21 protein-coding genes are annotated in these 24,846 nt (G+C 34.9%); 1 reads left to right on the forward strand and 20 read right to left on the reverse strand.

Features of this window, described 5'->3' with window-relative positions:
• Positions 1-141: 141 nt before the first annotated feature.
• From nspC to CPHY_RS15875, 12 genes are all read right to left on the reverse strand, one after another.
• Positions 142-1,281, reverse strand: coding sequence for a carboxynorspermidine decarboxylase (gene nspC / locus CPHY_RS15820; protein ID WP_012201059.1), 1,140 nt, complete (start codon positions 1,279-1,281; stop codon positions 142-144).
• 153 nt (positions 1,282-1,434) lie between these two features.
• Positions 1,435-2,634 (reverse strand): saccharopine dehydrogenase family protein, encoded by a 1,200-nt coding sequence (locus tag CPHY_RS15825; protein WP_012201060.1) that lies wholly within the window; start codon positions 2,632-2,634, stop codon positions 1,435-1,437.
• Between the two features lie 40 nt (positions 2,635-2,674).
• Complete coding sequence (gene speB, locus CPHY_RS15830; protein ID WP_012201061.1) at positions 2,675-3,529, reverse strand: agmatinase; 855 nt, start codon at positions 3,527-3,529, stop codon at positions 2,675-2,677.
• Positions 3,522-4,373, reverse strand: coding sequence for a polyamine aminopropyltransferase (gene speE, locus CPHY_RS15835; protein ID WP_012201062.1), 852 nt, complete (start codon positions 4,371-4,373; stop codon positions 3,522-3,524). The genes speB and speE overlap by 8 nt, the downstream gene beginning before the upstream one ends.
• A 38-nt stretch (positions 4,374-4,411) precedes the next feature.
• Entirely contained in the window at positions 4,412-5,860 is a 1,449-nt protein-coding gene (locus CPHY_RS15840; RefSeq protein ID WP_041704596.1) for an aminotransferase class I/II-fold pyridoxal phosphate-dependent enzyme, read from the reverse strand.
• A 521-nt stretch (positions 5,861-6,381) separates the two neighbouring features.
• Positions 6,382-8,571, reverse strand: coding sequence for an alpha-galactosidase (locus CPHY_RS15845; RefSeq protein WP_012201064.1), 2,190 nt, complete (start codon positions 8,569-8,571; stop codon positions 6,382-6,384).
• Positions 8,572-8,824: 253 nt separating this feature from the next.
• Positions 8,825-9,253, reverse strand: coding sequence for a CBS domain-containing protein (locus CPHY_RS15850; protein ID WP_012201065.1), 429 nt, complete (start codon positions 9,251-9,253; stop codon positions 8,825-8,827).
• Between the two features lie 333 nt (positions 9,254-9,586).
• Positions 9,587-10,159 (reverse strand): hypothetical protein, encoded by a 573-nt coding sequence (locus tag CPHY_RS15855; RefSeq protein ID WP_012201066.1) that lies wholly within the window; start codon positions 10,157-10,159, stop codon positions 9,587-9,589.
• 418 nt (positions 10,160-10,577) lie between these two features.
• Positions 10,578-11,024, reverse strand: a complete 447-nt coding sequence (locus CPHY_RS15860; RefSeq protein WP_041703732.1) for a DUF1893 domain-containing protein — start codon at positions 11,022-11,024, stop codon at positions 10,578-10,580.
• Positions 11,008-11,550, reverse strand: coding sequence for an ECF transporter S component (locus CPHY_RS15865; protein ID WP_012201068.1), 543 nt, complete (start codon positions 11,548-11,550; stop codon positions 11,008-11,010). The genes CPHY_RS15860 and CPHY_RS15865 overlap by 17 nt, the downstream gene beginning before the upstream one ends.
• Before the next feature lie 2 nt (positions 11,551-11,552).
• A complete protein-coding gene (locus CPHY_RS15870; RefSeq protein WP_012201069.1) occupies positions 11,553-12,668 on the reverse strand; it encodes an aldo/keto reductase in 1,116 nt (371 codons plus the stop codon).
• 397 nt (positions 12,669-13,065) lie between these two features.
• Complete coding sequence (locus CPHY_RS15875; protein WP_012201070.1) at positions 13,066-14,049, reverse strand: S8 family peptidase; 984 nt, start codon at positions 14,047-14,049, stop codon at positions 13,066-13,068.
• Between the two features lie 390 nt (positions 14,050-14,439).
• On the opposite strand from CPHY_RS15875, the gene CPHY_RS15880 reads away from it, so the two are divergent.
• Complete coding sequence (locus CPHY_RS15880) at positions 14,440-15,573, forward strand: peptidoglycan DD-metalloendopeptidase family protein (protein ID WP_012201071.1); 1,134 nt, start codon at positions 14,440-14,442, stop codon at positions 15,571-15,573.
• Positions 15,574-15,772: 199 nt separating this feature from the next.
• Here the strand turns inward: CPHY_RS15880 and CPHY_RS15885 are convergent, their stop codons facing one another.
• The 8 genes from CPHY_RS15885 to CPHY_RS15920 all read right to left on the reverse strand — a co-directional run bounded on the left by CPHY_RS15885 (position 15,773) and on the right by CPHY_RS15920 (position 24,844).
• Positions 15,773-15,967, reverse strand: a complete 195-nt coding sequence (locus CPHY_RS15885) for a hypothetical protein (RefSeq protein WP_041703733.1) — start codon at positions 15,965-15,967, stop codon at positions 15,773-15,775.
• A gap of 36 nt (positions 15,968-16,003) precedes the next feature.
• Positions 16,004-16,660, reverse strand: coding sequence for an Ig-like domain-containing protein (locus tag CPHY_RS15890; protein WP_012201072.1), 657 nt, complete (start codon positions 16,658-16,660; stop codon positions 16,004-16,006).
• 27 nt (positions 16,661-16,687) lie between these two features.
• On the reverse strand, positions 16,688-16,951 hold the full coding sequence (locus CPHY_RS15895) for a hypothetical protein (RefSeq protein WP_012201073.1): 264 nt from the start codon (positions 16,949-16,951) through the stop codon (positions 16,688-16,690).
• A gap of 74 nt (positions 16,952-17,025) precedes the next feature.
• On the reverse strand, positions 17,026-18,750 hold the full coding sequence (locus CPHY_RS15900) for an ABC transporter ATP-binding protein (protein ID WP_049762401.1): 1,725 nt from the start codon (positions 18,748-18,750) through the stop codon (positions 17,026-17,028).
• Positions 18,751-18,784: 34 nt separating this feature from the next.
• A complete protein-coding gene (locus tag CPHY_RS15905; protein ID WP_012201075.1) occupies positions 18,785-20,635 on the reverse strand; it encodes an ABC transporter ATP-binding protein in 1,851 nt (616 codons plus the stop codon).
• 11 nt (positions 20,636-20,646) lie between these two features.
• Complete coding sequence (locus CPHY_RS15910; RefSeq protein WP_012201076.1) at positions 20,647-21,720, reverse strand: ArsR/SmtB family transcription factor; 1,074 nt, start codon at positions 21,718-21,720, stop codon at positions 20,647-20,649.
• A 571-nt stretch (positions 21,721-22,291) separates the two neighbouring features.
• Positions 22,292-23,689 (reverse strand): polysaccharide deacetylase family protein, encoded by a 1,398-nt coding sequence (locus tag CPHY_RS20970; protein WP_012201077.1) that lies wholly within the window; start codon positions 23,687-23,689, stop codon positions 22,292-22,294.
• Positions 23,690-24,181: 492 nt separating this feature from the next.
• Complete coding sequence (locus tag CPHY_RS15920) at positions 24,182-24,844, reverse strand: V-type ATP synthase subunit D (protein WP_012201078.1); 663 nt, start codon at positions 24,842-24,844, stop codon at positions 24,182-24,184.
• Between the last annotated feature and the right edge of the window lie 2 nt (positions 24,845-24,846).

The following is a 24,846-nucleotide window of genomic DNA, read 5'->3' on the forward strand; positions in this document are numbered from 1 at the left end:
CATAGTTAAAAGGATAAGTCTACTACATATTGTTTCTTTTTTAGATTCCAATAACTAGATATAGTGGTTTTAATTTTCTATCTATTCTGAATTATTCGATTGTTGCGTACAGTTTTCAGTTATTAAATGACCTAAGACCTATTATGATAACCTCATTTTAAAGTCTTCATAGCCAAATTGTTTGACAATTACAATTCCTTCTTTTTCTGTGTATGCAACGATAGAAGGTAGGTTGATTCCGTTAAAGGTATTATTTTTCACCATGCTGTAATGAGACATATCGCAGAAGACTAATATATCCCCTTCTTTTAATGGCTCATCAAAAGAATACTCTCCCACAACATCCCCTGCCAGACAGGTAGGTCCCCCAAGGCGATAAGTATAAGCTTTTTCTCCGGCTTTACCAGCTCCTATAATTTCTGGGCGATATGGCATTTCAAGAACGTCAGGCATATGACATTCAGCAGAAGTATCTAATATGGCGCATTCTCCATGCTCACCACAAACATCTAATACCTTAGTAACCAGGTATCCCGTATTTAAGCCAATTGCTTCTCCAGGTTCTAGATAGACTTCTATTCCATAAGTCTCTTTCATATGAAGTATAGAAGAAATCAGACTCTCCACATCGTAATCTTCTCTTGTGATATGATGCCCTCCACCAAAGTTTATCCACTTCATCTTTTTTAATAGGAAGCTAAACTTTTCTTCCACGACTTTTAAGGTTCGAACTAGGACATCTGAATTTTGCTCACACATGGTATGAAAATGCAATCCTTCCAATCCTTCTAAATCCTCTTCCTGTATATTATCAAGGATTGTACCTAATCTTGAACCCTTTGCACAAGGATTATATAAATCTACCTCGATTTCTGAGTATTGTGGATTCACTCTTAATCCACAGCTTACCTTTTTTCCTGATTTTTGTATTACTTCTTTATATTTAAGCCATTGTTTCGGTGTATTAAATACAATATGATCACACAGAGAGATGATTTGCTCCATCTCAGATTCTTGATAGGCAGGATTAAAGATATGCACTTCTCCTCCCATTTCTTCTTTCCCAAGCCTTGCTTCAAATAAAGAACTAGCTGTAGTACCTGCTAGGTAAGATCCAATCAACGGATAATAATAAAACATGGAAAATGCCTTTTGTGCTAATAGTATTTTACAACCAGTTTGGTCCATAATACTTTTTAATAAGGATAAGTTTCGTTTTAGTAATCGCTCCTCTACAACATAGGAGGGGGTTGGAATTTGACTAAAGTCGATCTCTTTCATAAATTACCTCTTTTCTGCGTTGCTTTTGTCTTGTATGCGAACAATACGTATCATCAAGTTTGTGGATTCAGGCGAGACACAGACTTGCAAATTTTCTTCTTTTTCTAAAAAAGCAGTTGCAAAGTGTTTAAATTTGCAACTGCCCTACTGCCTTTAATCTACTAATACAGGTTTAAAATTCTCTTTCCAAGGAAGCCCAAAGCGGTTTAATTCCTCCATAAAAGGATCTGGATTAAACTCTTCTACATTAAATACGCCTGGTTTCTTCCACTTACCTGTTAGTACCATCGCTGCACCAATCATTGCAGGAACCCCGGTGGTATACGAAATTGCCTGGGAGCCCACTTCTTTGTAACATTCCTGATGGTCACATACATTATATACATAATAAGTAACTTCTTTTCCATCCTTAACGCCCTTATAAATACAGCCAATATTTGTTTTACCTACCGTACGTGGTCCTAGTGTTGCTGGATCAGGTAATACTGCTTTTAAGAACTGAAGCGGTACGATTTGCTTTCCTTCAAATTCAATTGGTTCAATCGAAGTCATACCGACATTTTCTAGACACTTAAGATGTCTTAAATAACTCTCTCCAAATGTCATAAAGAAGCGGATACGCTTAATCCCCTTGATATTAATTGCTAGGGATTCTAACTCCTCATGATGAAGAAGATACATATCTTTTTGTCCAACTTCTTCGAAATCATATACTCTCTTAATTTCCATCGGCTCAGTCTCTACCCAGTTACCATTCTCCCAATAGCTTCCGTTTGCAGAAACTTCACGGATGTTAATCTCAGGATTAAAGTTTGTAGCAAATGGGTAACCATGGTCACCACCATTACAATCTAAAATATCTATTTCATGAATTTCATCAAAATAATGCTTCATTGCATAGGCAGAGAAAACACCTGTGACACCTGGGTCAAAACCACATCCAAGAACTGCTGTGATACCAGCCTTTTCAAAACGTTCGCGGTAATCCCACTGCCACTTATATTCAAATTTTGCTGTATCTAAAGGTTCATAATTTGCAGTATCTAGATAATCTGTCTTCGTCTCTAGACAAGCATCCATAATAGTTAAATCCTGATATGGAAGTGCAACATTGATTACAATATCAGGCTTGTACTCATTAATTAATGCGACAAGCTCAGGTACGTTATCTGCATCTACTTGTGCAGTTGTAATTTTGGTTTTACCGCCATCTAACTTATTCTTAAGGGCATCACATTTAGATTTTGTTCTGCTTGCAATACAGATATCTGTAAACACATCAGAATTTTGACAACACTTGTTTACAACAACACTTGCTACGCCTCCGGCGCCGATAATTAATGCTCTACTCATTATAGTTCTCCTTAATAATTCCAATTTAGGTAAATTTCTTTTATTTCATCAACATTAGCATCATCTCTCGAAGTAGCTTACACGCCAAAGCTGTGGAAGCTCCACTTTGGTCATATATTGGTGAAAGCTCATTCATATCTGCTGCTACCACCTTCAATCTTGTAACCTTTTGCAAGGCATCAAATAATTGAGTAAAAGTAGCACCGCCAGCTTCTGGTGTACCCGTTCCTGGAAATACCGATGGATCAAGTACATCCAAATCTACCGTAAGATAGACCGGAACTTGCTTTCTTTCCAATTCCTCAACCACAGCATCCAAGGTGTGAAAATCAAATCTACAGGTAGTAACGTGTTCATTTCCGAATAAAAACTCTTCCCTATCTCCACTTCGGATTCCAAACTGATAGATTTTGTTATCCCCCACTAACTCATGACATCTTCTCATAACCGTTGCATGAGACAGTTTTACTCCAAGATAATCCTCTCTTAAATCTGCATGAGCATCAAAATGTATGATATGCACATCTGGATACTGTTTTACAACTGTCCGCATCGCCCCTAAAGTTACTAAGTGCTCTCCTCCAATCATAAGTGGAAACTTTCCGTCCTTTAAAACATTAGCAGTAAACTCCTCTATCAAAGAAAGTGGTCTGACTGGATCACCAAAAGGAAGTTCTAAATCTCCCCCATCAAAGATCTGATAATCCGTCAAATCTTTCTCTTGATATGGGCTAAAGGTTTCTATTCCATAACTCTCATTTCGAATTGCAGCACTTGCAAATCTTGTACCGGGACGATAAGAGGTGGTACCATCATACGGAGCTCCAAACAATACCATCTCGCTTTCTTCATAGTTAGCATCACAACCTAAAAAGGTATGTATGTTTTTATTCATAGCTGCCTAACAACTCCTTTACGTAATTTGGTAGATAGAAACATCCTTTGTGCAAATCGGTATTGTAATATCGAACAGGTAGTTTAAGCTCGTTCCATTTCTTGTCGTTTAAGTCCTTAATCGGGTCATATTTCTTTGATGCAAATCCAAACAACCAGTGTCCAGATGGGTAGGAAGGGATATGACATTGATACACTGTGCTTAACGGAAATACAGCTGTAATATGACGATGTGCTTTTTGTACACTTCCGGAATGCTCATTGTAAAATGGGCTTTCGTGCTGATTGATTAAGATTCCGTCATCATGAAGTGCCTTATAACAGTTTCCGTAAAATTCTCTTGTAAATAAACCTTCTGCTGGTCCGAATGGATCAGCACAATCAACTATAATCAAATCGTATTCATCTTGTTTTCCACGGACAAAACGTAATCCTTCTTCAAAATGCATCGATACTCTTTTATCATTTAACTTACAAGCCGTAAAAGGCATATATTCTCTACAAACTTGTACAATTTCTTTGTCAACTTCCACCATATCGATATGCTCTATCGTATCGTATTTTGTTAGCTCCCGAATCGTTCCACCATCTCCTGCTCCAATCACAAGGACATTACGGATATTCGGATGAACTGCCATAGGAACATGCGTTATCATCTCATGATAGATAAATTCATCCTTTTCCGTTATCATCATTTCCCCATCTAATACAAGTACACGTCCGTATTCGTAGGTTTCGATGATGTCGATCCGTTGAAACTCACTTTCTACACTAACTAGCTGCTCTTTCATTTTGATAGAAAAGCGTACGTCTTTTGTGTGTTGATCTGTATACCAAAGTTCCATATATTACCTCTTTTCTTACACACTTATAATTTCACACTTTACTCAACTACATTGATATTTTCAATCTTCATATCCTGAGTACCAGTCATGAAGCATCCTTTTTCCTTTGCATATGCGATGTAATTTAAAATATCTTCTGTTATGCGCTCTCCTGGAGCAAGAATTGGTATCCCAGGTGGATAACACATTACAAATTCTCCACATATCTGTCCCTTGCTTTCATTAATTGGCATAGAACGCTTATTGCTATAAAAGGCTTCCTGCGGTCCCATCACAATTTGTGGATTTATATATTCATGGTCAAACATTCCTGCCATATCCTTCTTATGGAGCCTTTTTATCTCTGAAAGTGCGGAAATAAGGCGCTCTATCTCAAGATTTCGATCCCCTGAAGATATAATAGCAAGGATATTTCCAATATCACCAAATTCAATTTGAATTCCATAATCATCTCTTAGCAAATCATAAACTTCAATTCCTGCTAATCCGATATTTCGTGTATGGATTGAAAGCTTGGTTATGTCAAATGCATATACGGTATCCCCGTTAATAAGTTCTTCACCAAAGGCATAGTAGCCTCCAAGTTTATTGATTTCTTCTCGAGCATAAGTTGCAAATTCTATCGTTTTATCAAACATGCTCTTACCGTTTAAACTAAGATTCTTTCTTGCAATATCTAGGGATGAAAGAAGTAGGTAAGAACCACTCGTGGTCTGTGTAAGGTTAATAACCTGACGCACATAGTCAGCATTCACTGTATTTCTTGTTAGTAAAATAGAACTCTGCGTTAAGGAACCACCTGTTTTATGCATACTTACCGCTGACATATCAGCCCCCGCTTCCATAGCTGAAATCGGTAGTGCATCATGGAAATAAAAATGTGTTCCGTGAGCTTCATCGGCAAGCACAAGCATGCCATGTTCATGCGCTATTTTAACAATTTCTTTTAAATTCGAGCAGATTCCATAGTATGTTGGGTTATTTACAAGAACTGCCTTCGCATCTGGATTTTCAATGATTGCCTGTTTTACATCTTCCACTGACATACCAAGAGGAATTCCAAGCTCTTTATTTGTTCCCGGATTAATATAAACCGGAATTGCCCCACATACTACTAAAGCATTAATTGCACTTCGGTGTACGTTTCTTGGCATAATAACTTTATCTCCACTTTTACACACAGCCATAATCATGGCTTGAACTGCCTGGGTGGTACCATTAACAATAAAAAACGCTTCATCTGCACCGAATGCTTCCGCAGTTAACTCTTGTGCCTCTTTTATGACAGAAACCGGATGACAGAGATTGTCTAGTGGCTTCATAGAATTCATATCAAGACTTAATGTTGTGTCTCCTAAAAAATGTTTTAACTCTTTATTTCCACGGCCTCCTTTATGGCCAGGCACATCAAAATGCGCCAATCGATTCAGTCTTTGCTCCTCTAAAGCTCTATGGATAGGGGTATCCTCTTGAGTTAGTGTCTTCATACTTCTCATACATCCTTCCTTTTGTCATAACAGAGAATTCCATAAAATATTTACTATTTATTTACATGTCTCATCATGCGTTGATTTAGTATACATGATGGAATTTATTTTGGCAAGAGTAATATTAAACTCTGTTCTTAGTATTACTGTTACTTTTGCCTATATTTTTTTCATTTCTCCAAAAAGTAGAGGTTTTACTAACCACTAAATTTACTATTACTATACTTAAAATTCTTAGAAAATAGGCTATTTTTATTATTTTCATGATAGCCTTAAAACTTTTTTTAAATTACTCAAAAAAATTTTTTATTTTTTTAAAACCACACAAATTCTCAACATATAGAGCGCATCGCTCGGAGAGTAATTAGCCTACTTATAGCATTGATAAATCATAGCTATATATAGCTTGTAGATTTATATTACCTATACTGTACTCATGCTGGTACACAAAAAAAAGGACTTTTGCAAAAGATAGATACTATCTATTTTGCAAAAATCCCTATTTCGTAAAATCTTCTTTTCTATTCTACACGTATCAGATGGATTAACATGGATTTATAATCCCCCCAGAGGCCGGAAATATCAATTCCAGCCTGCATATAAGCCTCTCCCGTTTGAATAAAATCTGTCTCTTCCCAAATGTAATTCGCATCTGGATCAAGTCCTTTTAGATAAATCCGATGAGATTGGAAATTAGGACGAGTGAATACCTGTACGTAGGTTACAAGTGCTTCAGACTTATCCTTTGCTACTACCATATAGCAATCTCTGTATGGATCATCAAGTACAGAGATAATTCGGTAATAGTCTCCAGCTCGTACAAGATCATTGTAATTATGATATAATCCAACCTGTTTCGGAATCATTTCTTGATCTTCCTTCGATATTTTGGTTACATCAAGTTCATAACCAAAGGTACCAGCCAAAGCTACATGCCCTCTTGTCTCAAATGGAGTGTTACGACCTACCGTATGATTTGGGCAATCACTCACATGAGCACCCATACAAGAAAGTGGATATACCATAGCAGTTCCACGTTGAATCTTTAGTCTCTCCACAGCATCCGTATCATCGGAGCACCAGATTTGCGGACTATAATATAACATTCCAGGGTCAAATCTTGCTCCTCCACCGGAACAATTTTCTAGCAACAAATGAGGAAATTCTATGATTAGTCTCTCCTGTACATCATAAACACCAAGGACATAACGATGACTTAACTCACCTTGATTCTTAGCTTCTAAAGCATAACTTCCAAGATCACAAAGCGGCCTATTCATATCCCATTTAACATACTCAATATTAGCGCTATGCAAAATCTTACTTATCCTCTGATAAATATAATCACGTACTTCTTTTCTAGAGAAATCAAGAACTAATTGTTCTCTACACTGACTTGGTTCTCTGCCAGGAATCTGAATTGCCCAATCTGGATGATTTCGATAGAGTTCAGAATCTGGTGAAATCATCTCTGGTTCGACCCAGATACCAAATTTCATTCCGAGCTTATTTACCTCCTGAACCAAATACTCCAAACCACCAGGTAACTTTTCTTCATTTACAACCCAATCACCAAGTGCGCAATCATCATTATTTCTCTTGCCAAACCAGCCATCATCCATTACTAACATTTCGATGCCAAGTTTAGATGCATTTCTTGCAATATCAAGCAATTTCTCTGTTGTAAAATTAAAATACGTCGCTTCCCAATTATTAATTAAGATTGGTCTTTTCTTATCCTTGTACTCTCCACGAATTAGATGGTTCCGATAAAGATCATGAAAATTCCTAGACATAGTGCCAATACCTTCTGAAGAGTAAACCATGATTGCTTCTGGTGTAGTAAATTCTTCATTTGGTTTTAGTTCCCACTCAAAATCAACAGGATTAATCCCCATCTGTACCCTTATCAAATCAAATTGATTTCGTTCCGTTAAAGCTGTGAAGTTTCCGGAGTAAACAAAACTAACACCGTACGCTTCGCCTGCATCCTCAGTCGTATTTTTTCCGACAACAGCTAGAAATGGATGTTCTTGATGCCCCGATTCACCGCGTATACTGGAAACACCTTGCGTGCCATGTCCTATAACTCTTTGTTCCACCTGCCTCTCACGCGCCCAAGACCCATGGAGAGTAATCATTTCGTATCCCTTATCTGGTAAGTCAAAGGATAAGGATAATGCCTTTGTAAGCATAATGGAATCGTTTGACTCATTTTTTATTCTAACATTCCTTGCAATTGCATCAACATGCTCAAACACCGTATAAGAGAGCACTACTTCAAGGTTTAGATGCTTATCCTCACCAACAATTTCAAGTGTTGTACAACTATCCTCTTTCCCAAAAGTAGCAGGTAAACCAGGTAGTTTCGGTTTTCCAGGGTAAATTTGATGGCTTTTATATGTAATACTAACCGCGCGATGTCCAGATACGGTTTTAACCTCGAATGCCGATTGTCTGAAATCACCGATTCCATGAGTTGGATATTCCTGAGGATATGAATCCAAAAAAGAAACACGATCTCTGTTTTTTCGAGATGGAAGCGGTCCCAAAAGCAACTGTTTCCAGAAGCATAAATTCGTATCTTTCAATCTCTTCCCGTAATACACATGACCAATAAACTTCTCCTCATCAATGAGGCCAATCATGTAAGTTGTATTCGGAGTGTCTAGTTTAAAAATATGTTCCTGCTTAGAATATGTAATCCCCATAGTAAACCTCCATTCTACTTCAATCCTACGAATTTGGGTCACAGCCAAATTATATGTGAAAAATCATAATTTTTCACATTATCCTGCTAAAAATATGTACAAAGAAAGCCTAAGTATTAGGCTTTCTTTGTACATCAAATCTACAATTTTGTTTTAAACTATTGTATCAAACTTTTTTTCATACTATTGTTTTAAGCTAATGTATCAAACTTTTTTCATACTATTGTTTAAGCAATTGCATCAAGTTATTGTTTTAAACAATCGCTTTACCTTTAGAGTTGGGTACCATTGCTTCTGTACAATACTGCATAATCACCCTTCTGGTTACAATTCCAATGAATCGGTCATCATCATCTAATACAGGTACAAAATTTTGATTCTTTACCAAATCAACCAATTCCTCAATCTTTTTGTCTGCTCTTACTGCACAATGATTTTTTCTACGAACAATTTGTTTAATCTTTACCTTATCAAAGTTTTCAGGATCATCTTCTCTATGTTCCAGGACATACCATAAAAGATCCCCTTCTGTCACTGTTCCAATATATTTCCCATTCTTATCAATCATAGGTATAGCAGAAAAACCGCGCTTCTTTAACGTCTCAAGCGCTTGTCTTACTGTAAACGTATCAAAGATATACGCTACCTCAATTTTGGGGGTTAAGAAGAATAATATATTCATCGTATAGCTTCCTCCTACTTGTCTTACATCACCATGATTATAGCACTTATTAGTGAAACAGTAAAGGAAACTATCCTGTCTAAATTCTTAAAAAATAGGAAAATTTTAAGCAAAATGTAAGTACTAACATTTATACTTTTTTCTTTTTTTAAGAATAGGATAATTATTTCTAACACAGAAAAAACGGGATCAAACCATTGAAATCCTCTGATTTGTCCCGCTTTGTAAATTGCTGTTTTCTTTGTAGTTGTTAAGCGTTTCTTTTTTCTTAAGTATCTATATTTTTTTCTTATGTATCTATATTTTCCTAAGTATCTATATTTTCCTAAGTATCTATATTCTTTTTACTAATTTGTAGTATTGTTCAGCAACTATTCTTCCAATAATAGCTAACGCTAAGCTTATGTACACTGTTATATTAAAATGTAATTTTAGATCAGCATAACCACTTTGTACATTGAAGAATGGATCAATAATTTTCAAAATTAAAACTGATGATACTACTCCGATAATAATTGTAGTGAACGCTCTTCTACAGCTCTCGCCATGTTTCCACTCAAATTTCACCTTTAATCCTGTTACAAAACTGGATAAAGAAAGTATTAGACCAACCAGGTAGAATACTAATGGAATTGTCCCTATAATGAAGAATGACCTACCATCTGCAGTTTCTTTATAAATTCTAACGAGCAGTTTCCAGGAGTCCCATATGTAATATTGCGTATGACTTTCAACAATACCTGCTGTATGGTATAAATCAACATATACTAGCTTGAACAGCATTATGAGAGGAGTAACTAATGATAATACTAATAGCACATTATACATCGTGGTTAATGTTTTCTTATCTGGCGCTTTTCTGTCACTTAAGTTATTCCAATCATCCTCTTTGTTCCTTTTTGACATTGCAATTCCTCCAATCTACCTTATCATTTCATGTAAACGCTTACATACATATTATACATAATTTCAAATATATTTACAATATAATTATTATATATTCACAGTCTAATTAACATTATTTTCTTGTTATTTCATCTAATTTAACAAAAAAATTAAAACAGATATAAAACTATTCTTTTTGATATATCGATTGTAACCATATAACAAAATGATAAAGTGTATTTACTAAAAACTATGTCTTAGTTATACCGAGGAAAGGCTATTGAATTATGTATTTGTAGATCATAGATAATGATATATAGGAATAATAAGGACGAGCTAATATTCCAAATGCCCTCTCTTGCTACAAATGGAATATGAAGCTCGTCCCTTACTATTGACAAGAAAAAGCTAACAAAGTGTGCTTTTTCTTGTTTTTTATTTATTTCATATTTTGTGCTTGCATTGCTGCCTGCATTTTCTTTATCTTTTCCTGTAATAATTCAAATGCAATCTTTGTATCAGTAACATCTAATACTGTCTCCTCCATTGGACACATGCCATCTCCGGAACGATTAACAATGTAAGGAACTAATTCCTGATACTCATATTCAATATTAGAATTTTGCAAAACTTCAATCGCATGTTCACTGATAATCTCTGCATGAAGATAGGATATTCCTCCTTCAATTAACAACAGTGCTGCAGCCTTACCAATTACTTTATCAGCAACATAAGCACCACGAAGTAACTCTTTGTTTTCTTTTAAAAGCTCCATAATTGGAGCTATTCCTCTTTTTTCTGAAGTAGACCATTCCCCATCCTTATATAAAACGAAAGAATAGCCTCCTTCCTTTAACTTCTCTGTTACTTTATTTTTCTGATCCATAGAATAAACCACTCTTTCTACCTTGATATACAATTGGAGGTATCAATACTAATTGTATAATAATCCCCGGTATACCTTGTATTGATGCATTTACTGCTGCAATCGGTCCCAACATCTCAAGATGTAATAACTTAGTTGCAACTAACAAAGATAACGCATATACTCCTCTTCCTACTATCATAGCAATCACTAAGGATAGATAAATTCTAATAAGAGGTTTCTTTATCTTTAAGATACGATAACATAATCCAGCTATGAGTCCATAAACTGCTAATTCTACCACCATAAATGGTAATCTTTGCATTGGTGGCATTCCAGTTAGTAAGGAACTAAGCGCTGGTGTTAATCCACCCACAATGAGCCCCCACCATGGTCCCATAAAGAAGCCACAAAGTAAGACTGATATATGCATAGGTAATAATACGCTACCAGTATTACCTACCGGTATAAAATGAAATGCTTGTGGTATTATTACTCCAAGGATTAAAAATACCGCACTATATACTAATTGTTTTGTTTTTGTCAAAATTATTCTCCTCCAAAGCAAGTTGCTACTTTTTTCATTACATCACTAATTGGTATTGCTTGTGGACATACCTGCTCACATTTTTTACAACTTCTACAGGAATCTGCTTTGATATCTATTTCAGCATAGACTTCTTTTGCATTATCCATTCCTTTTGCCACGGTTGCATTATATGCTTCAAATGTTTTTGGTATATCTAATCCAAATGGACAAGGCATACAATAAGCACACTTTGTACATGATACCAAAGCCATAGTATCATAAATACGCTTTGCATTTACATACATCTCTCTTTGGTCGTTGGTTAGCATACCAATCTTAGATCTGCTCGCATATTCTATGTTATCCGTTGTTTGCTTCATTGTGCTCATACCGCTAAGTAATAAGCCTACTTCTTTTCGATCCCAAATAAAATCCAAAGCCCATTCCACTGGTGTTTTTTCGTTATTTAACGCTTCTAAAACATTCTGTGGAGGGTTTGCAAGTTTTCCACCAAGTAAAGGCTCCATAACGATAACCCCAAGCCCCTTAGAAGCCGCATATTCCATTCCCTCTATCGTTGCTTGGTTATGAATATCAATGTAATTCATTTGAATTTGACAAAAATCCCAAGAATCATAACTATCCACTATGTTTATAAAAGCTTCTGCATTATCATGGAAAGAAAATCCTATGTAGCGTATCTTTCCCTCTGCTTTAGCCTGTTCCATCTTTTTAATTAGATCAAATTTCTGAATGGTATTTTCAAATCGTTCTTTTCCAATCGCATGTAAAAGATAAAAATCAATCGTCTCCACTTGCAATTTGCTTAATTGTTCATCTAAGATTCGATCAAAATCCTCAGGACATTTTATCTCCCAAACTGGGCACTTTGAAGCTAGATATGTTTTCTTACGGTAACCATCCTTTAATGCTTTACCTACTAATACTTCACTCATCCCTTGATGATAAGGATAAGCCGTGTCTACATAATTAACCCCCTCATCAATAGCATGGCGTATCATTTTAATCGCTTCTTCTTCATGAATCGTACCATCTTCTAGTACTGGAAGTCTCATAGCACCAAACCCAAGTGCTGAAACCTCAACCCCTAAATTCCCCATCATTCTATATTCCATGTATACCTCCAATCTAGCGTATCACTTTACGCATTTTATCGTTCCTCTTTCGCGACTCTTAGAAACAATCTTTTTCAATAAAGAACTCGACATATTCCCCAAATAGGTAATTGCAACGCAATATCCTTGTTATTAAAAAAGCCAACTACTAAGACACAAAAGAAGATTTTCTACTTCTTATTGTAAGTCTTAGAGTTGGCTCTAAGTCAAGTACTTTTTCATGTAAACGCGTTTTCATGTAAACCGTAGACATTGTAAACATATAAACATTGTAAACAGATAGACATGTAACATGTAAAATAAAATTCCAATGGATTTCATTTTTATTCTTCTAGTGTGAAGTTTTAGAATTTCTTAGGTGGCGCATTTTGGTACTTTAGAAATTTTCTTCACACTTCTACGCCTTTAATAAATTCTCAATATCTAATAGCCCCCAACCTTGTTTACTCTGTGGTTCTCCAATGTTTACGCAACTATCTCGTATCTTAATCTTGACTTCTTTGGGCGTCAAGTTTGGCTTAATTGATAATAGCAAAGCAATTGCTCCACTAACAATTGGAGTTGCCATACTGGTTCCACTTTTTTCAGTATAGAAATTTCCAAATCGCTCCCTACCATCCTTTGCAGCTGAAGAAAAGTGATTATTATTTAATGCACGAAACTTATCCGCTCCATAAGACCTAGCTAGCGCGCAACTCATAATATTACTTGCTGGTGCAACGATATCTGGCTTTTTAATACATTCAAAAGTTGGACCTCTTCCAGAGTAATTTCTCGCACGATTTCCCATTAAGTCAACTTCAATATTATCATCTGACGCACCTACAGTTATTATTTTCTTACTACTCCCAGGAACTGCAACGCTGCCTAAATTCGGTCCACCATTTCCAGCTGCTGCTACCACGACGATTCCGCTATCCCAGACATTTTCAACTGCATTAATTAAATTTCTGCCATCCTGACTAATTTCTTTGTTGCCCATTCCAAAAGATAAGTTTACAATTCGGATACCAAGCTCTTCCTTATGCTTCACAATCCAGTCGAGTGCTATGAGTACATCTGATATATTGCCATCTCCTTTATAATTTAAGGTTTTTGCCATAATCAGATTGCAGTTTGGTGCCACTCCTATATATTTTCCACCAGAGGCATAGCCACTCCCTCCAATAATTCCTGCTACATGAGTTCCATGACCACAGTCATCATACATTAAAGTCCTCTGATGAATAAAGTCTTTAAAATAAATTTTACGATTACAATTTTTTAAAAAATCCGGATGCTGACATATCCCTGTATCTACAATTGCTACCCCTATCCCGGTTCCGTATATTCTACGATCATGAGCGTACCTTAGCCGAATGGTCCTGCTCGCTAGGTCCATTGCTGTCTCCATGCTATAAGGATGAAAGAAATCCTTCCTTATATTCTATGATTTCATTCTCTATTATCTTATTCGTAATCTTATAATCGGCTACTCCTATCACCGAGGTTATTAAGGAATATCTAAGATATAGAAAGACTATCTTCTATAATATGTTAAGTTACACTTCATATTTTGTAACAAATCAAGTTTCAAAACTCCCTCTCTGTAGGATACACTTTATCACTTTGTTACAATTATTTTCCTTTCCTTATACTTTCTCTGTTCAAATTGTTGACAACATATTATTAATTTGTTATAATTCGTCTGTGAGGTGTAATAATTCTGTAATAATTAATGCATCATCTACCGTCTAAGTCAAATTCAGATGGCATACTTTGGAGGATTAGAATGAAAAAAAGAGTCATTATGCAAGCAGCAACCTTGTTTATTGCACTATTTTTATGGAACCAGGCTACAACGGTGGCGAGCGCTAAAGATACTAGTTCAGCCACAATAAATACTGAGAATACATTATCCGGAGGCGGTATCGGTGGTATGTCAATGGTAATTGACAATTACTATGATGCAAGATTATCAGAATCCGGAATTTCGATAAATAATGTAACTACAACAATTTTAGTTGGAGGCGAGCCACTCGCTCCAAAAGAATTTCCACCAATCCAATTTCAAGGACTAGCAATTGCTAATGTAGATGATTATGTTAACATACGTTCTGGAGCATCTGCTGATTCAAGTCTTGCAGGCCGTCTATATCGTGGTTCTGCAGCAACTATTGTAGGAGTGGAAGGCGATTGGACAAGAATTGTATCCGGAAAAGTAGAAGGTTATATTAAGAGTGATTACTTATCTACTGGTGATAATGCTGTGAAATTAGCACAGAAATGTTACGTACAATATGCTCAAGCTACTTGTATAACTTTAAATGTACGTACAGCACCTTCAGAAAATAGCACTCGCCTTGGACAAATTGCCAAAGGCGAAAAGCTTGAAATCTTAGAAATACTTGATGAGTGGGTTAAAGTTGATTATAACGAAACAGATGCTTACGTAAGTAAGAGTTATGTAGATTTTGTTTATAATTTCAAATATGCAAAGTCTATGGATGAAATCAAAACAGACATAAACTGTATGGTTTGGCCATTACCATCAGACCACAATATTTACGCGTATTATGGATACCGGAAAGCTCCAACTGCTGGTGCTAGCACCTACCATAAAGGTCTTGATATCGGTGGCGCTTATGGTTCTTCCATCGTATCAGTACTTGCTGGTCGTGTTGTAGGAACTGGTTATAACAGTACTTCAGGACGTTATGTTGAGATTAGTCATGGAAATGGTGTTGAGACAAGATATCTACACTGTTCCAAAATACTTGTGAATGTTGGAGACTACGTTGATCAGGGACAAACGATTGCTTTGGTTGGTTCCACTGGAATCTCAACTGGTGCACACTTACACTTTAGTTTATTAATCAATGGTAATAATGTGAATCCTTATCCATATTTAAAATCCGTTCATTAATTAATATAATCAATATGATGCATAGAGTTAGTAAATACCTAACTTATTTATAGAAACAATATATTATGAATTATAATAAAAATGTGCACTTCAGCTTGAAGTGCACATTTTTTGTTTATTCATTTTAATTAATTTTATTAGGCAAAGCGCATACTCGAATCCGCTTTAATACTTACTCGGAAACCTTACAGCTAGGTAATTAAATGTCATCCCAATCAACTTCATTATCATAGTATTTATATTCTTTCTGGTTCAAACCATCCAGATAAGGTATCCCATCAGTATAGAAATATGATATATTTCGGCCCACCTCATCTAAAAAATAATCCTTCCATAATGTCTCTGATATAAAATAGTCCATGGTATTAAAATAAGCATTAAAGTATGTATCCATATAGTACCACTTGCCTTTAACTTCTACCATATTGAATCAAAAGTTAGGTATATAGCCATTTTCACCTGGTATATATGCACCACCAAGACAATACTTATTGGGAATGTCTAAGCTATCACAGATTAAAGCAAACGTCTCCGCATAAGCTCTAGATTCTTGTATAAAATAATTTCCATGGCCATTAAACATTACATTTGCAATGTTTCCTGTTTTATTACTTGTAGTATTGCACTTTCTAGTTTCATTAAAATATGCTTGAATTGATCTTAATTTGTCCTCTACCGATAGATCACTAGATTTTAAGTTATACTGATCAATTACCTCTGCTACTTTCTTCAATGTGCCCGCATCACCATCACTGTAACCGATATAATTTCTTTGCTTAATAGCATCAGGAGGATCGAGTCTACCAGTACCAGTTTCTACAATGACATCTAGGCTCTTCGTAACCTTACCTGATTTTGATACCTTCGCTATTTTCTGATCAGAAGATGACCACGTCACTGTATTTGTTGTACCACTTACCTTTAATTGTACTGTTGCACCTCTGGTTGTTACTACATAAGACCTATTTAAAGTAACCTTAGCTGCTGCTTCTGCCACATCTGTTGTACAGATAAGACCAATTACAATACAACACAATATCAATAGCATCCCCTTTATCTTATAGCTTTTTCTCTTACAATCCTTCATCGCAGACTACCTTTCTAGCAACTGATTTTAATGTAAACTTCTGATATATGAGACATCACCATTCTCATTTATATGGTCATTACCTTCTGAAAACATGATATGATCATCCCATATATTTTCCGTCAGGAAATAGGTGCTTTTGCTTTGTAAGTTTGCACACCAGAACAAGTCAATATAATACCACTTTCCATCAATTTCAACTCTATTCCATGCATGTACACCTCCACCATCCCTGGTAATCGCTATACCAGTGGCTTCGGTATTCTTAATTCCTAGACAATCTAATAACACAAAAGAATAAGGGCCTCCTACGGCAATATAGGAGCCCCTTTATTTTCTATAAGTTTTTAAACATACATTCTTGATTAGCTAGAATAATTGATTGCTTGTGAATGGAACAATTTATAATACAAACTATCTTGTTTCTCCATTAATTTCGTATGGCTATCATAATCAGATATCACACCACCATCTATTACTAAAATTTTGTCACAAAATACGCTACTTGACATACGATGTGAAATATAAAGTGCTATCTTATCACCAACCAAATGATTAAAATTTTCATAGATTTCTGCTTCAGCAAGTGGATCAAGCGCACTGGTAGGTTCGTCTAGGATAATTAGTGAGGCCTCCTTGTTAAGTGCCCTCGCAATTGCAACCTTCTGACTTTCACCACCGGACATTTCGATTCCTCCTTCATCATAAGACTTTCCAAAAAGAGATTTAATACCCTTCGGTAATGATTCCACTTTTTCTTTTAGTCCAACTTTTTCTAAAAGTTCAGAAGCTTTCTTTATATCCTCTTGTGGTTCTTTACACGTAATGTTCTCTTCCATTGTAAAGGCAAATAAGCGATAATCCTGAAAAACAGCCGCCATACATTTCATATAGCTACTATGCTCATATTCAAAGATATCATGGCCATTGATATATATCTTTCCTTCTGTTGGGCGGTATAATCTGCAAAGCAATTTGATTAATGTTGTTTTACCGGCACCATTTAACCCAACAATAGAGATCTTCTCACCTTTTTTAATCTCAAAACTAATATCCTTTAATACCTGTTTCTCACTACCAGGATATTGGAAAGTAACATGTTCAAATCGTATCGTATCCACATTACCTTCAAAAGGCAAATCTCCTCCAACTTTTTCTTCCTCAGGTAGTTCCATAAACTCCATAAATGGATGTAAATAACTTAGGTATTGAGATACACTCATTACTTGTTCTCCCAATGTCGAAACCGAGGATGTAAATTTTATAGCTGCAGATACATACATTGTAAAGGAACCTATTCCAATCCTTGATCCAAACCAGTTAGTGATTACTCGTATCCCGACATAACCATAAGCAAGTGCTGCTTGTAAGTCATTGATAATGCTTAGAAAACCTAGATAGCTTCCTTGCGAAGTATAATACTTCGTAAACCATTCGTTTATTTCATCATTATATTGTCTAACACGTTTTGTTAACATAGGGCTCATTCCATAAAGTCTGATATCCTTTTGTAATTTATCATCGTATGCTAATCCTACATAATATCCATACTTACGATTTACTGGAATAATCTGACCAAAGAAGTTTTGCTGATACTTCATAAATTTCTTTTGAGCTACAAAGGTTAATATAATTGTAATAATCAAAAATAAAACTAAAACTAAGCTCAGGGAAAACATAACTACTAAAAGTCCAATTAATGTTATAATGCTGTTAAATAGCTTTCCAACACTTAGAATAAGATTCTCCATCGCTGACTGATTATTCGATGCAAATACTGCTCGTTCTTTTAAGTCCAAATAATAAGGATTTTCCAAGTAAGAGTATTCTACTTTCATAATCTTTTCTGACATCAGGTGATTCATCATTTCTCTCATGTAGATGCCTTTTTCGTCCATCACCCGCTTCATTGTTAAGGTTAACCAAGTAAAAAATAAATTTGCTAACACTATAATTCCACCAAATAATAGTAAACGTTCTATCTGTCTTTCACCAAGCAATTCATCAATTAAGAATTTTGGTAAAATAACATTGATTAATATCTGTCCACTCGAAGCCAATGTATTAAAGAACAGTAACACGATATACATAGGCGAGATTTTCCAAGATAGTTTAAAAAACATTTTAAAGCACTTCGCTGAGTTCATCTATTCTAGTCGAGAAGTCTTTCTCTCGACTTTCCCCCCCTTCTGTATAGTACTTACCTTGCACAGAAAACATATGATTATATAATCCACCTAATTTCATCAATTCTTCGTGATTACCATATTCTTTTAATCCATCTTTATCAAATAGTGCGATTTTATCACAGAATTTTGTACTAGCAAGGCGATGTGATATATAAACTGCTGTCTTTCCTTTAACTAATTCACTAAAGTTCTCGTAGATTTCAGCTTCGGCAAGAGCATCCAGAGCAGCTGTTGGCTCATCCATGATAACCATAGCACTGTCCTTATACAAAGCCCTCGCAATGGCAAGTTTTTGACTCTGACCGCCCGAAAACTCCGTTCCATCAGCCTCAATTATCTTTAACATCATCTGTTCTCTACCCTTAGGTAATTCGCCTATTCTCTCTGTTAATCCTACTCGGTCAAGTGCCTTTTCAACACGAGTTTCATCTATCTCTTCGGAGGTACATGCTACATTTTCATTCACTGTAAATGCAAGGACATTAATATCTTGAAAAACAACAGAAAACATATCATATAATTCTTTTTTATCAAATTGCTTAATTGGTATCTGATTTATTCGTATCTCCCCCTCGGTCACATCAAACAAACCAATCATTAACTTAACAATCGTACTTTTCCCCGCACCGTTAACACCAACAATAGCAAGACGTTCCCCTTTGTTGATCTTAAAGTTAAGATTTTTAATTATGTATTGCTCTGTATTAGGATACTTAAAACTAACATTGTCAAACTCGATTTCTAATGTATCATCTTTGATTGCCTTTTTTTCACCGCCTTTTGCTCCAAGATCTCGATCTAAAAAGTTGTAAAAATCATACACATAATGCGTTTCATTGATTACATAACTAATTTGTTCAGAGAAATTCTTTAGCATCAAAGATAAACTTACCACTGCCGCAAGATACATTGAGAAGTCAGCAATTGACATACCATCCACTACTTTTTTTATTAAAATACCATAGGTCAGCGCATCACTTAATAATAAAGTGAATAAACCTATATAACCTAACGCATATTCTCTGTTGAATATCTGATTTTTTACAGCAATATATCCGCTGATTTCTTTGTTATAGTTTGATAAGATTCGACCAGATAAACCATATAGCCTAATATCCTTACCATAGGTAAAATCGTGTGTCGTCTGATAGTAATAGCGTTTTTTTCGATCGGCCTTTGCTAGCTGTTCCTTTCGCTTATATTCATGTTTATGCACTTTCCTACTAATGTAAATCGTGACAAAAAGATTCAATAAAAGCCCTAGTAAAATCAGAGGATTTACCATCCCAATTAGTACAACAAGGACAATAATCGATATCATAACTGCAGGAATTTCGAACAGCTTGTGGTATACCCCTTCTACACCGTTATTATTCGAGCTTGTTGCTTCTAGTGCCCTTTCATTTTTATTAAAGAATGTTGAGTCCTCCATGTGTTGATAATCCGCACTTACGATCTTATCAAAAATTTCACCGATATAATCAATACGGAGCCTTGTAATTCTCGGATAGGCACAGTTTGATGTATAGCTCTTGATAAATCCAACAATAGAAGCAAGGAGCAGATAACCTACTATTATGATGATCACTGTTTTTACATTCGCCAAATCACCTAAAACAAGCTCCCCTATTAATAATTTTGGCAATACAATACCAAAGAACGGATAAACTGCTGCCGCAATAGTGTAAACAGATAACCATACAAAAAGTGTCTTGTTTTGCTGTTTGACATTTGCAAGCAACTTTCCAATTGTTTTAAAAATTGGATACTTTGATTCAGATTCCATTTGATCCTCCCTTAATAATATTTATTTGTAAGGTTTAAGATTGATTTACTTAACCCCTCCAATTTCTCCTGATTAAGTTCATAATATACTTTCTTGGACTTTGAAGCGTCCACTGTTAATAATACATACCTCATAGTTAGTAATATATTAATATGATGAGAAACAGTCGCTGGGGTTAGCTTTAGCTCTTCTGCCATTTCTTGAATATACATACGTTTCATAGATAACATATGAAGCATTCTTAATCTAGTGGCATCACTGATTGCTTTTAAATCTGCAATAAGCTGTGCATCATTAAATTTATTTTGATTTTTCCTTTTTACTAAATTTACTACATAGATACCAACATGAAAAATATAAAAATTATCAACACCTTCCATACCAAGGGAATTATACTTACAGATACTTGGGATTAACGTAAACTTTTTCCCCTGTTCCATAAAGATACGAATGGAGTCTTTTAATATCTCATCTAAATAATCCGGTTCCTTCATTCGAATTAACTCTTCCTCAACAATGTGTTTTACAAGGTGATAAGATTTCTGTACGATATCCTCAGCAACTTTTTTTAATTTCATTATTTGATCCTTAATAACCAAGCGATCCATATACAAACTAATTAGTCGCATCTTATAAGCATCCTCAAGACTTTGTGTTTCTAAATATTGAATTAATTCGGTAACATCCTTCACATATACTTTTTCATCCGATATCGCCTCTGAATATTGATCTTTGTTTAGCATGTGAATAAATGCTAAGTCTTCTTTTGTGAATTTACCAATACCTTGTTCTATTCTTAATAAGTTACGATAGAAAATCAGCAAAATCGAACCTTCTTGTAACTCTGTATCTGTTAATTTTAAAAAAGCTTTCAGCTTTGGGAACTCTTCTATAACAACACTAAATTGCTCGTTCACTTGCTTACAAAATTCTTGCACTGGTCGAATATACTCTTGCATTTCTTCTTGCGTCATACCAAATTTCTCATAGTTACTCAAAATCTCAAAATTATTATCTTTTGAAGTATAACAATTAATTGCCTCTTCAAAAAAATCTGGTGTGTTAATTATTTCTTTTTCTATCATCGCTGATAATCTCCTCTTAATCTCTTCTTTTAATACCTGAAATAGTAATTACTTTTACATTGGATATCCTTATGTAATATTATGGTACTAAAATTCGAGTAGTATATTGTGGTATAAAAATTCAAGTAGTAATAAAATTGTCTTATATTGTTTTTAACATTATACGAATATCTATTATAATTGTCAATCATATTATACGTCCATCTAATATTATTTACATATATGAATATTGGATGATTGAATTTGCTCCTATACATTATTGCAACGTAAACTTATTCAACAAGAAAGCATACTCATACAACAAGAAAGCAAACTCATTCAATAAGAAAGCGGACTCATTCAATAAGAAAGCGGACTCATTCAATAAGAAAGCGGACTCATTCAATAAGAAAGCGAATACTTTGCGAATATTTACTTGTTAGCACGATCTAGTTTCTGTAAGAATTACTGAATTAAAAAAGTGAAAATCTTTAAGCTTAAGACAAGAATAGCGCATTACTGAAACACTTCGTTGTCACGAATAAAGATTTCCACACTCTATCTTTTTTATTTACTAGTAACTGAATTGTAATTATCTGTTATATTTCGATGAAAAATATTCTCTTCCTGCGCTCAAACCAATGCCACGATATTCAAATAATTCTGATATAGTTACTAATTGATAGCCTTCTTTTGTTAATTTTTGTATCACCTTCTCTGCTGCTGTTGCTGTCGTTGGATAAATATCATGCATCAATATAATCGCTCCATCTTTGGCACCTTTCATGGCTTCTTTTACTATCATATCAATATTACGAGATTTCCAGTCTTCGGTATCTACTGACCATTCTATCATTGGATAACGAATTGCTGCTCGTACGGTTTGGTTTACTGCACCATAAGTAGGCCTTACAAGCTTTGGCGTAAATCCTGTGCACTGATAAATAGCATCTTGCGTTCTTGATATTTCTTTCTTGATCTTATCTGTTGTAGATGTAGTTAACAATGGGTGCGAGTAAGAATGGTTGCCAATTTCACTGCCTTCTTTCAACATACGTTTCAATATTTTGCTATGACTTTCAACCCGTTTTCCTAAAACAAAAAAGGTCGCCTTTCCTCCGCATTCCTTAAGGGTATCTAAAATTCTTGCGGTATATATATCATGAGGCCCGTCATCAAAAGTTAAAGCAATCATTGGCCTATTTGAATCTATTTTTCGGCCTGAGTATAGCTTTCCTCGTTCATCCAAGCCTAGTTTGTCCGATAAAGATGCTATTGCTATTGATGTCGTAGGTGATAATGATAACCCGCTTAGTAAATCATATCTTGGAAAGTATAGAATCATATTATCTTTCGTTAATGCAAATTGTAATCCATTTTGAACAGCATCCATTACCATGCTTTCTATCATATCTTCATCTAAATACTTACCATAGACTTCCTGTGTTTCTAATTGCTTTATCACTTGGTCATAAAATTCTTGTTGATGAGCTACTGACAATATATCATCTATCTTTAAACTCTTACCTTCATCTACTTGAAAGCATAGTGTTTGTATATAATCTCGCTTCTTCTCCTCCCATGGCATACCTTCTAAAATATGAAACTTGATACTACAGATATTGGGATAGGAAGCATAAGTTTCATATTGGATCGTTAGCCTAGGTGTATAGTCGAAGGAAACATTGCTTTGCTCTTGTTTTAACTTAATCTCATTTTCAAAATCCGTCATGATTGAATTTACATATTCTAATATATTTTGATCGATTACTTCTTGTCCAATTTTTGGGTAATAAATCGATATTTTAGCTAATTCATTCACTTCCTTAATTATTTGAGTATTTCCTATCTCCTGATAAATAGAATCCGGTGAAATAGCCTCATCATAATTTTTTACATTTCTCCCAGAACATGAAATCATGATAATGGTCAGAATAAAAAGAAGCAACACTAGATAGTACTTCATTGGTATATTTTTTGGTTTAATCATATCAGCTCCCTCTGCCCTTCATAAGACTTCATTATCAGGATATAAAAGTGGTATCATCACTAAAACTTTACTCATTATGAGTTATATACGATTACCAAACTTTCCCTCTGATGTTCTTTGTAAATCTATGAAATACTATAATTAATTTATTTAACTATATTATTTACAAGTTTATAAAAATTATTGTCTGAGAATTTATTTCCTTAGGAAGTATACTATTGAAAAATTTTAGTAATTGTAGAATTCTTTCTTTTCAAAAGGAAAAAGCTCGACTCGTAAACCTTTCCTTGGTTGCATAGTCCATTGTTTAGCATACTGAATAAAAAAGAGGAATCACCTATTTTATAGTAGATGATTCCTTTTTTACGCAGTATTATTAACTTTGCTTTTAGTTTTTTATTCTTTTTTGTTACCTTTATTTTTTATCCTTGATTCTTTACTTTTAATTCTTTGCTTTTACTCTTTTTTTCTTAAAGTTTTATCCTTTAATCTTTAATCTTTCCTTCTTCTCTCTTCAAGTGCATCACGAAGTACGAGCTCTTTCACTTTCATTAATCTAATTTGCGTACTTCGCTCATTTTCATCTAATTTCATAACGATGTATTTTATTTTTTCCCTCATCTCTGGTATTAAAACATGTTCCAGTGCATTGACACGACGCCTAGTTTTTTCTATTTCAGCTGCCATTAGCTGGCAACCTTTTTCACATTCTGCTAGTCGTAACATCTTAGGTAACACTGTGGATAAGGACTGTACTGCATCGTCTAAATCACCTGAGGTGAAAGCATAACCATAAGGAAAGATATCACTTAGGTCGGAGGATTTTGTGTGATACTTAAATACCGGTATCTCAACACTCATTACATTTTTTGTTTCAGCCTCAAGATAAACTTCTTGCTTTGGGACCATCATTGCTACATCTAGAAATTCCTCTTGCATCATAGCTCTTGCTAGAGCAAAATTTTGATTAGCGTTTAAAATTCCTTCCTCAACTTCTTCTCTTAGTTGCATATTTTCCTTAACTAAAATTAAGAATTGACGCATTAATTCATCACGCTTATCTTTTAATAATTTATGTCCTCGCATCGCTGTAGCTAGTTTTCTCTTTAACTTTGTTAACTCCATTCGAGTTGGATTAACATGAGTGCTTGCCATTT

The sequence above is a fragment of the Lachnoclostridium phytofermentans ISDg genome (genome assembly GCF_000018685.1).
Classification (GTDB): domain Bacteria; phylum Bacillota; class Clostridia; order Lachnospirales; family Lachnospiraceae; genus Lachnoclostridium; species Lachnoclostridium phytofermentans.

What these genes read in the sequence shown, in the direction of transcription:
- nspC (WP_012201059.1), bottom strand. Translation starts at nt 1,281, where the DNA reads ATGAAAGAGATCGACTTTAGTCAAATTCCAACCCCCTCCTATGTTGTA.
- CPHY_RS15825 (WP_012201060.1), bottom strand. Translation starts at nt 2,634, where the DNA reads ATGAGTAGAGCATTAATTATCGGCGCCGGAGGCGTAGCAAGTGTTGTT.
- speB (WP_012201061.1), bottom strand. Translation starts at nt 3,529, where the DNA reads ATGAATAAAAACATACATACCTTTTTAGGTTGTGATGCTAACTATGAA.
- speE (WP_012201062.1), bottom strand. Translation starts at nt 4,373, where the DNA reads ATGGAACTTTGGTATACAGATCAACACACAAAAGACGTACGCTTTTCT.
- CPHY_RS15840 (WP_041704596.1), bottom strand. Translation starts at nt 5,860, where the DNA reads ATGAAGACACTAACTCAAGAGGATACCCCTATCCATAGAGCTTTAGAG.
- CPHY_RS15845 (WP_012201064.1), bottom strand. Translation starts at nt 8,571, where the DNA reads ATGGGGATTACATATTCTAAGCAGGAACATATTTTTAAACTAGACACT.
- CPHY_RS15850 (WP_012201065.1), bottom strand. Translation starts at nt 9,253, where the DNA reads ATGAATATATTATTCTTCTTAACCCCCAAAATTGAGGTAGCGTATATC.
- CPHY_RS15855 (WP_012201066.1), bottom strand. Translation starts at nt 10,159, where the DNA reads ATGTCAAAAAGGAACAAAGAGGATGATTGGAATAACTTAAGTGACAGA.
- CPHY_RS15860 (WP_041703732.1), bottom strand. Translation starts at nt 11,024, where the DNA reads ATGGATCAGAAAAATAAAGTAACAGAGAAGTTAAAGGAAGGAGGCTAT.
- CPHY_RS15870 (WP_012201069.1), bottom strand. Translation starts at nt 12,668, where the DNA reads ATGGAATATAGAATGATGGGGAATTTAGGGGTTGAGGTTTCAGCACTT.
- CPHY_RS15875 (WP_012201070.1), bottom strand. Translation starts at nt 14,049, where the DNA reads ATGGACCTAGCGAGCAGGACCATTCGGCTAAGGTACGCTCATGATCGT.
- CPHY_RS15880 (WP_012201071.1), top strand. Translation starts at nt 14,440, where the DNA reads ATGAAAAAAAGAGTCATTATGCAAGCAGCAACCTTGTTTATTGCACTA.
- CPHY_RS15885 (WP_041703733.1), bottom strand. Translation starts at nt 15,967, where the DNA reads ATGGATACATACTTTAATGCTTATTTTAATACCATGGACTATTTTATA.
- CPHY_RS15890 (WP_012201072.1), bottom strand. Translation starts at nt 16,660, where the DNA reads ATGAAGGATTGTAAGAGAAAAAGCTATAAGATAAAGGGGATGCTATTG.
- CPHY_RS15900 (WP_049762401.1), bottom strand. Translation starts at nt 18,750, where the DNA reads ATGTATATCGTGTTACTGTTCTTTAATACATTGGCTTCGAGTGGACAG.
- CPHY_RS15905 (WP_012201075.1), bottom strand. Translation starts at nt 20,635, where the DNA reads ATGGAATCTGAATCAAAGTATCCAATTTTTAAAACAATTGGAAAGTTG.
- CPHY_RS15910 (WP_012201076.1), bottom strand. Translation starts at nt 21,720, where the DNA reads ATGATAGAAAAAGAAATAATTAACACACCAGATTTTTTTGAAGAGGCA.
- CPHY_RS20970 (WP_012201077.1), bottom strand. Translation starts at nt 23,689, where the DNA reads ATGATTAAACCAAAAAATATACCAATGAAGTACTATCTAGTGTTGCTT.
- CPHY_RS15920 (WP_012201078.1), bottom strand. Translation starts at nt 24,844, where the DNA reads ATGGCAAGCACTCATGTTAATCCAACTCGAATGGAGTTAACAAAGTTA.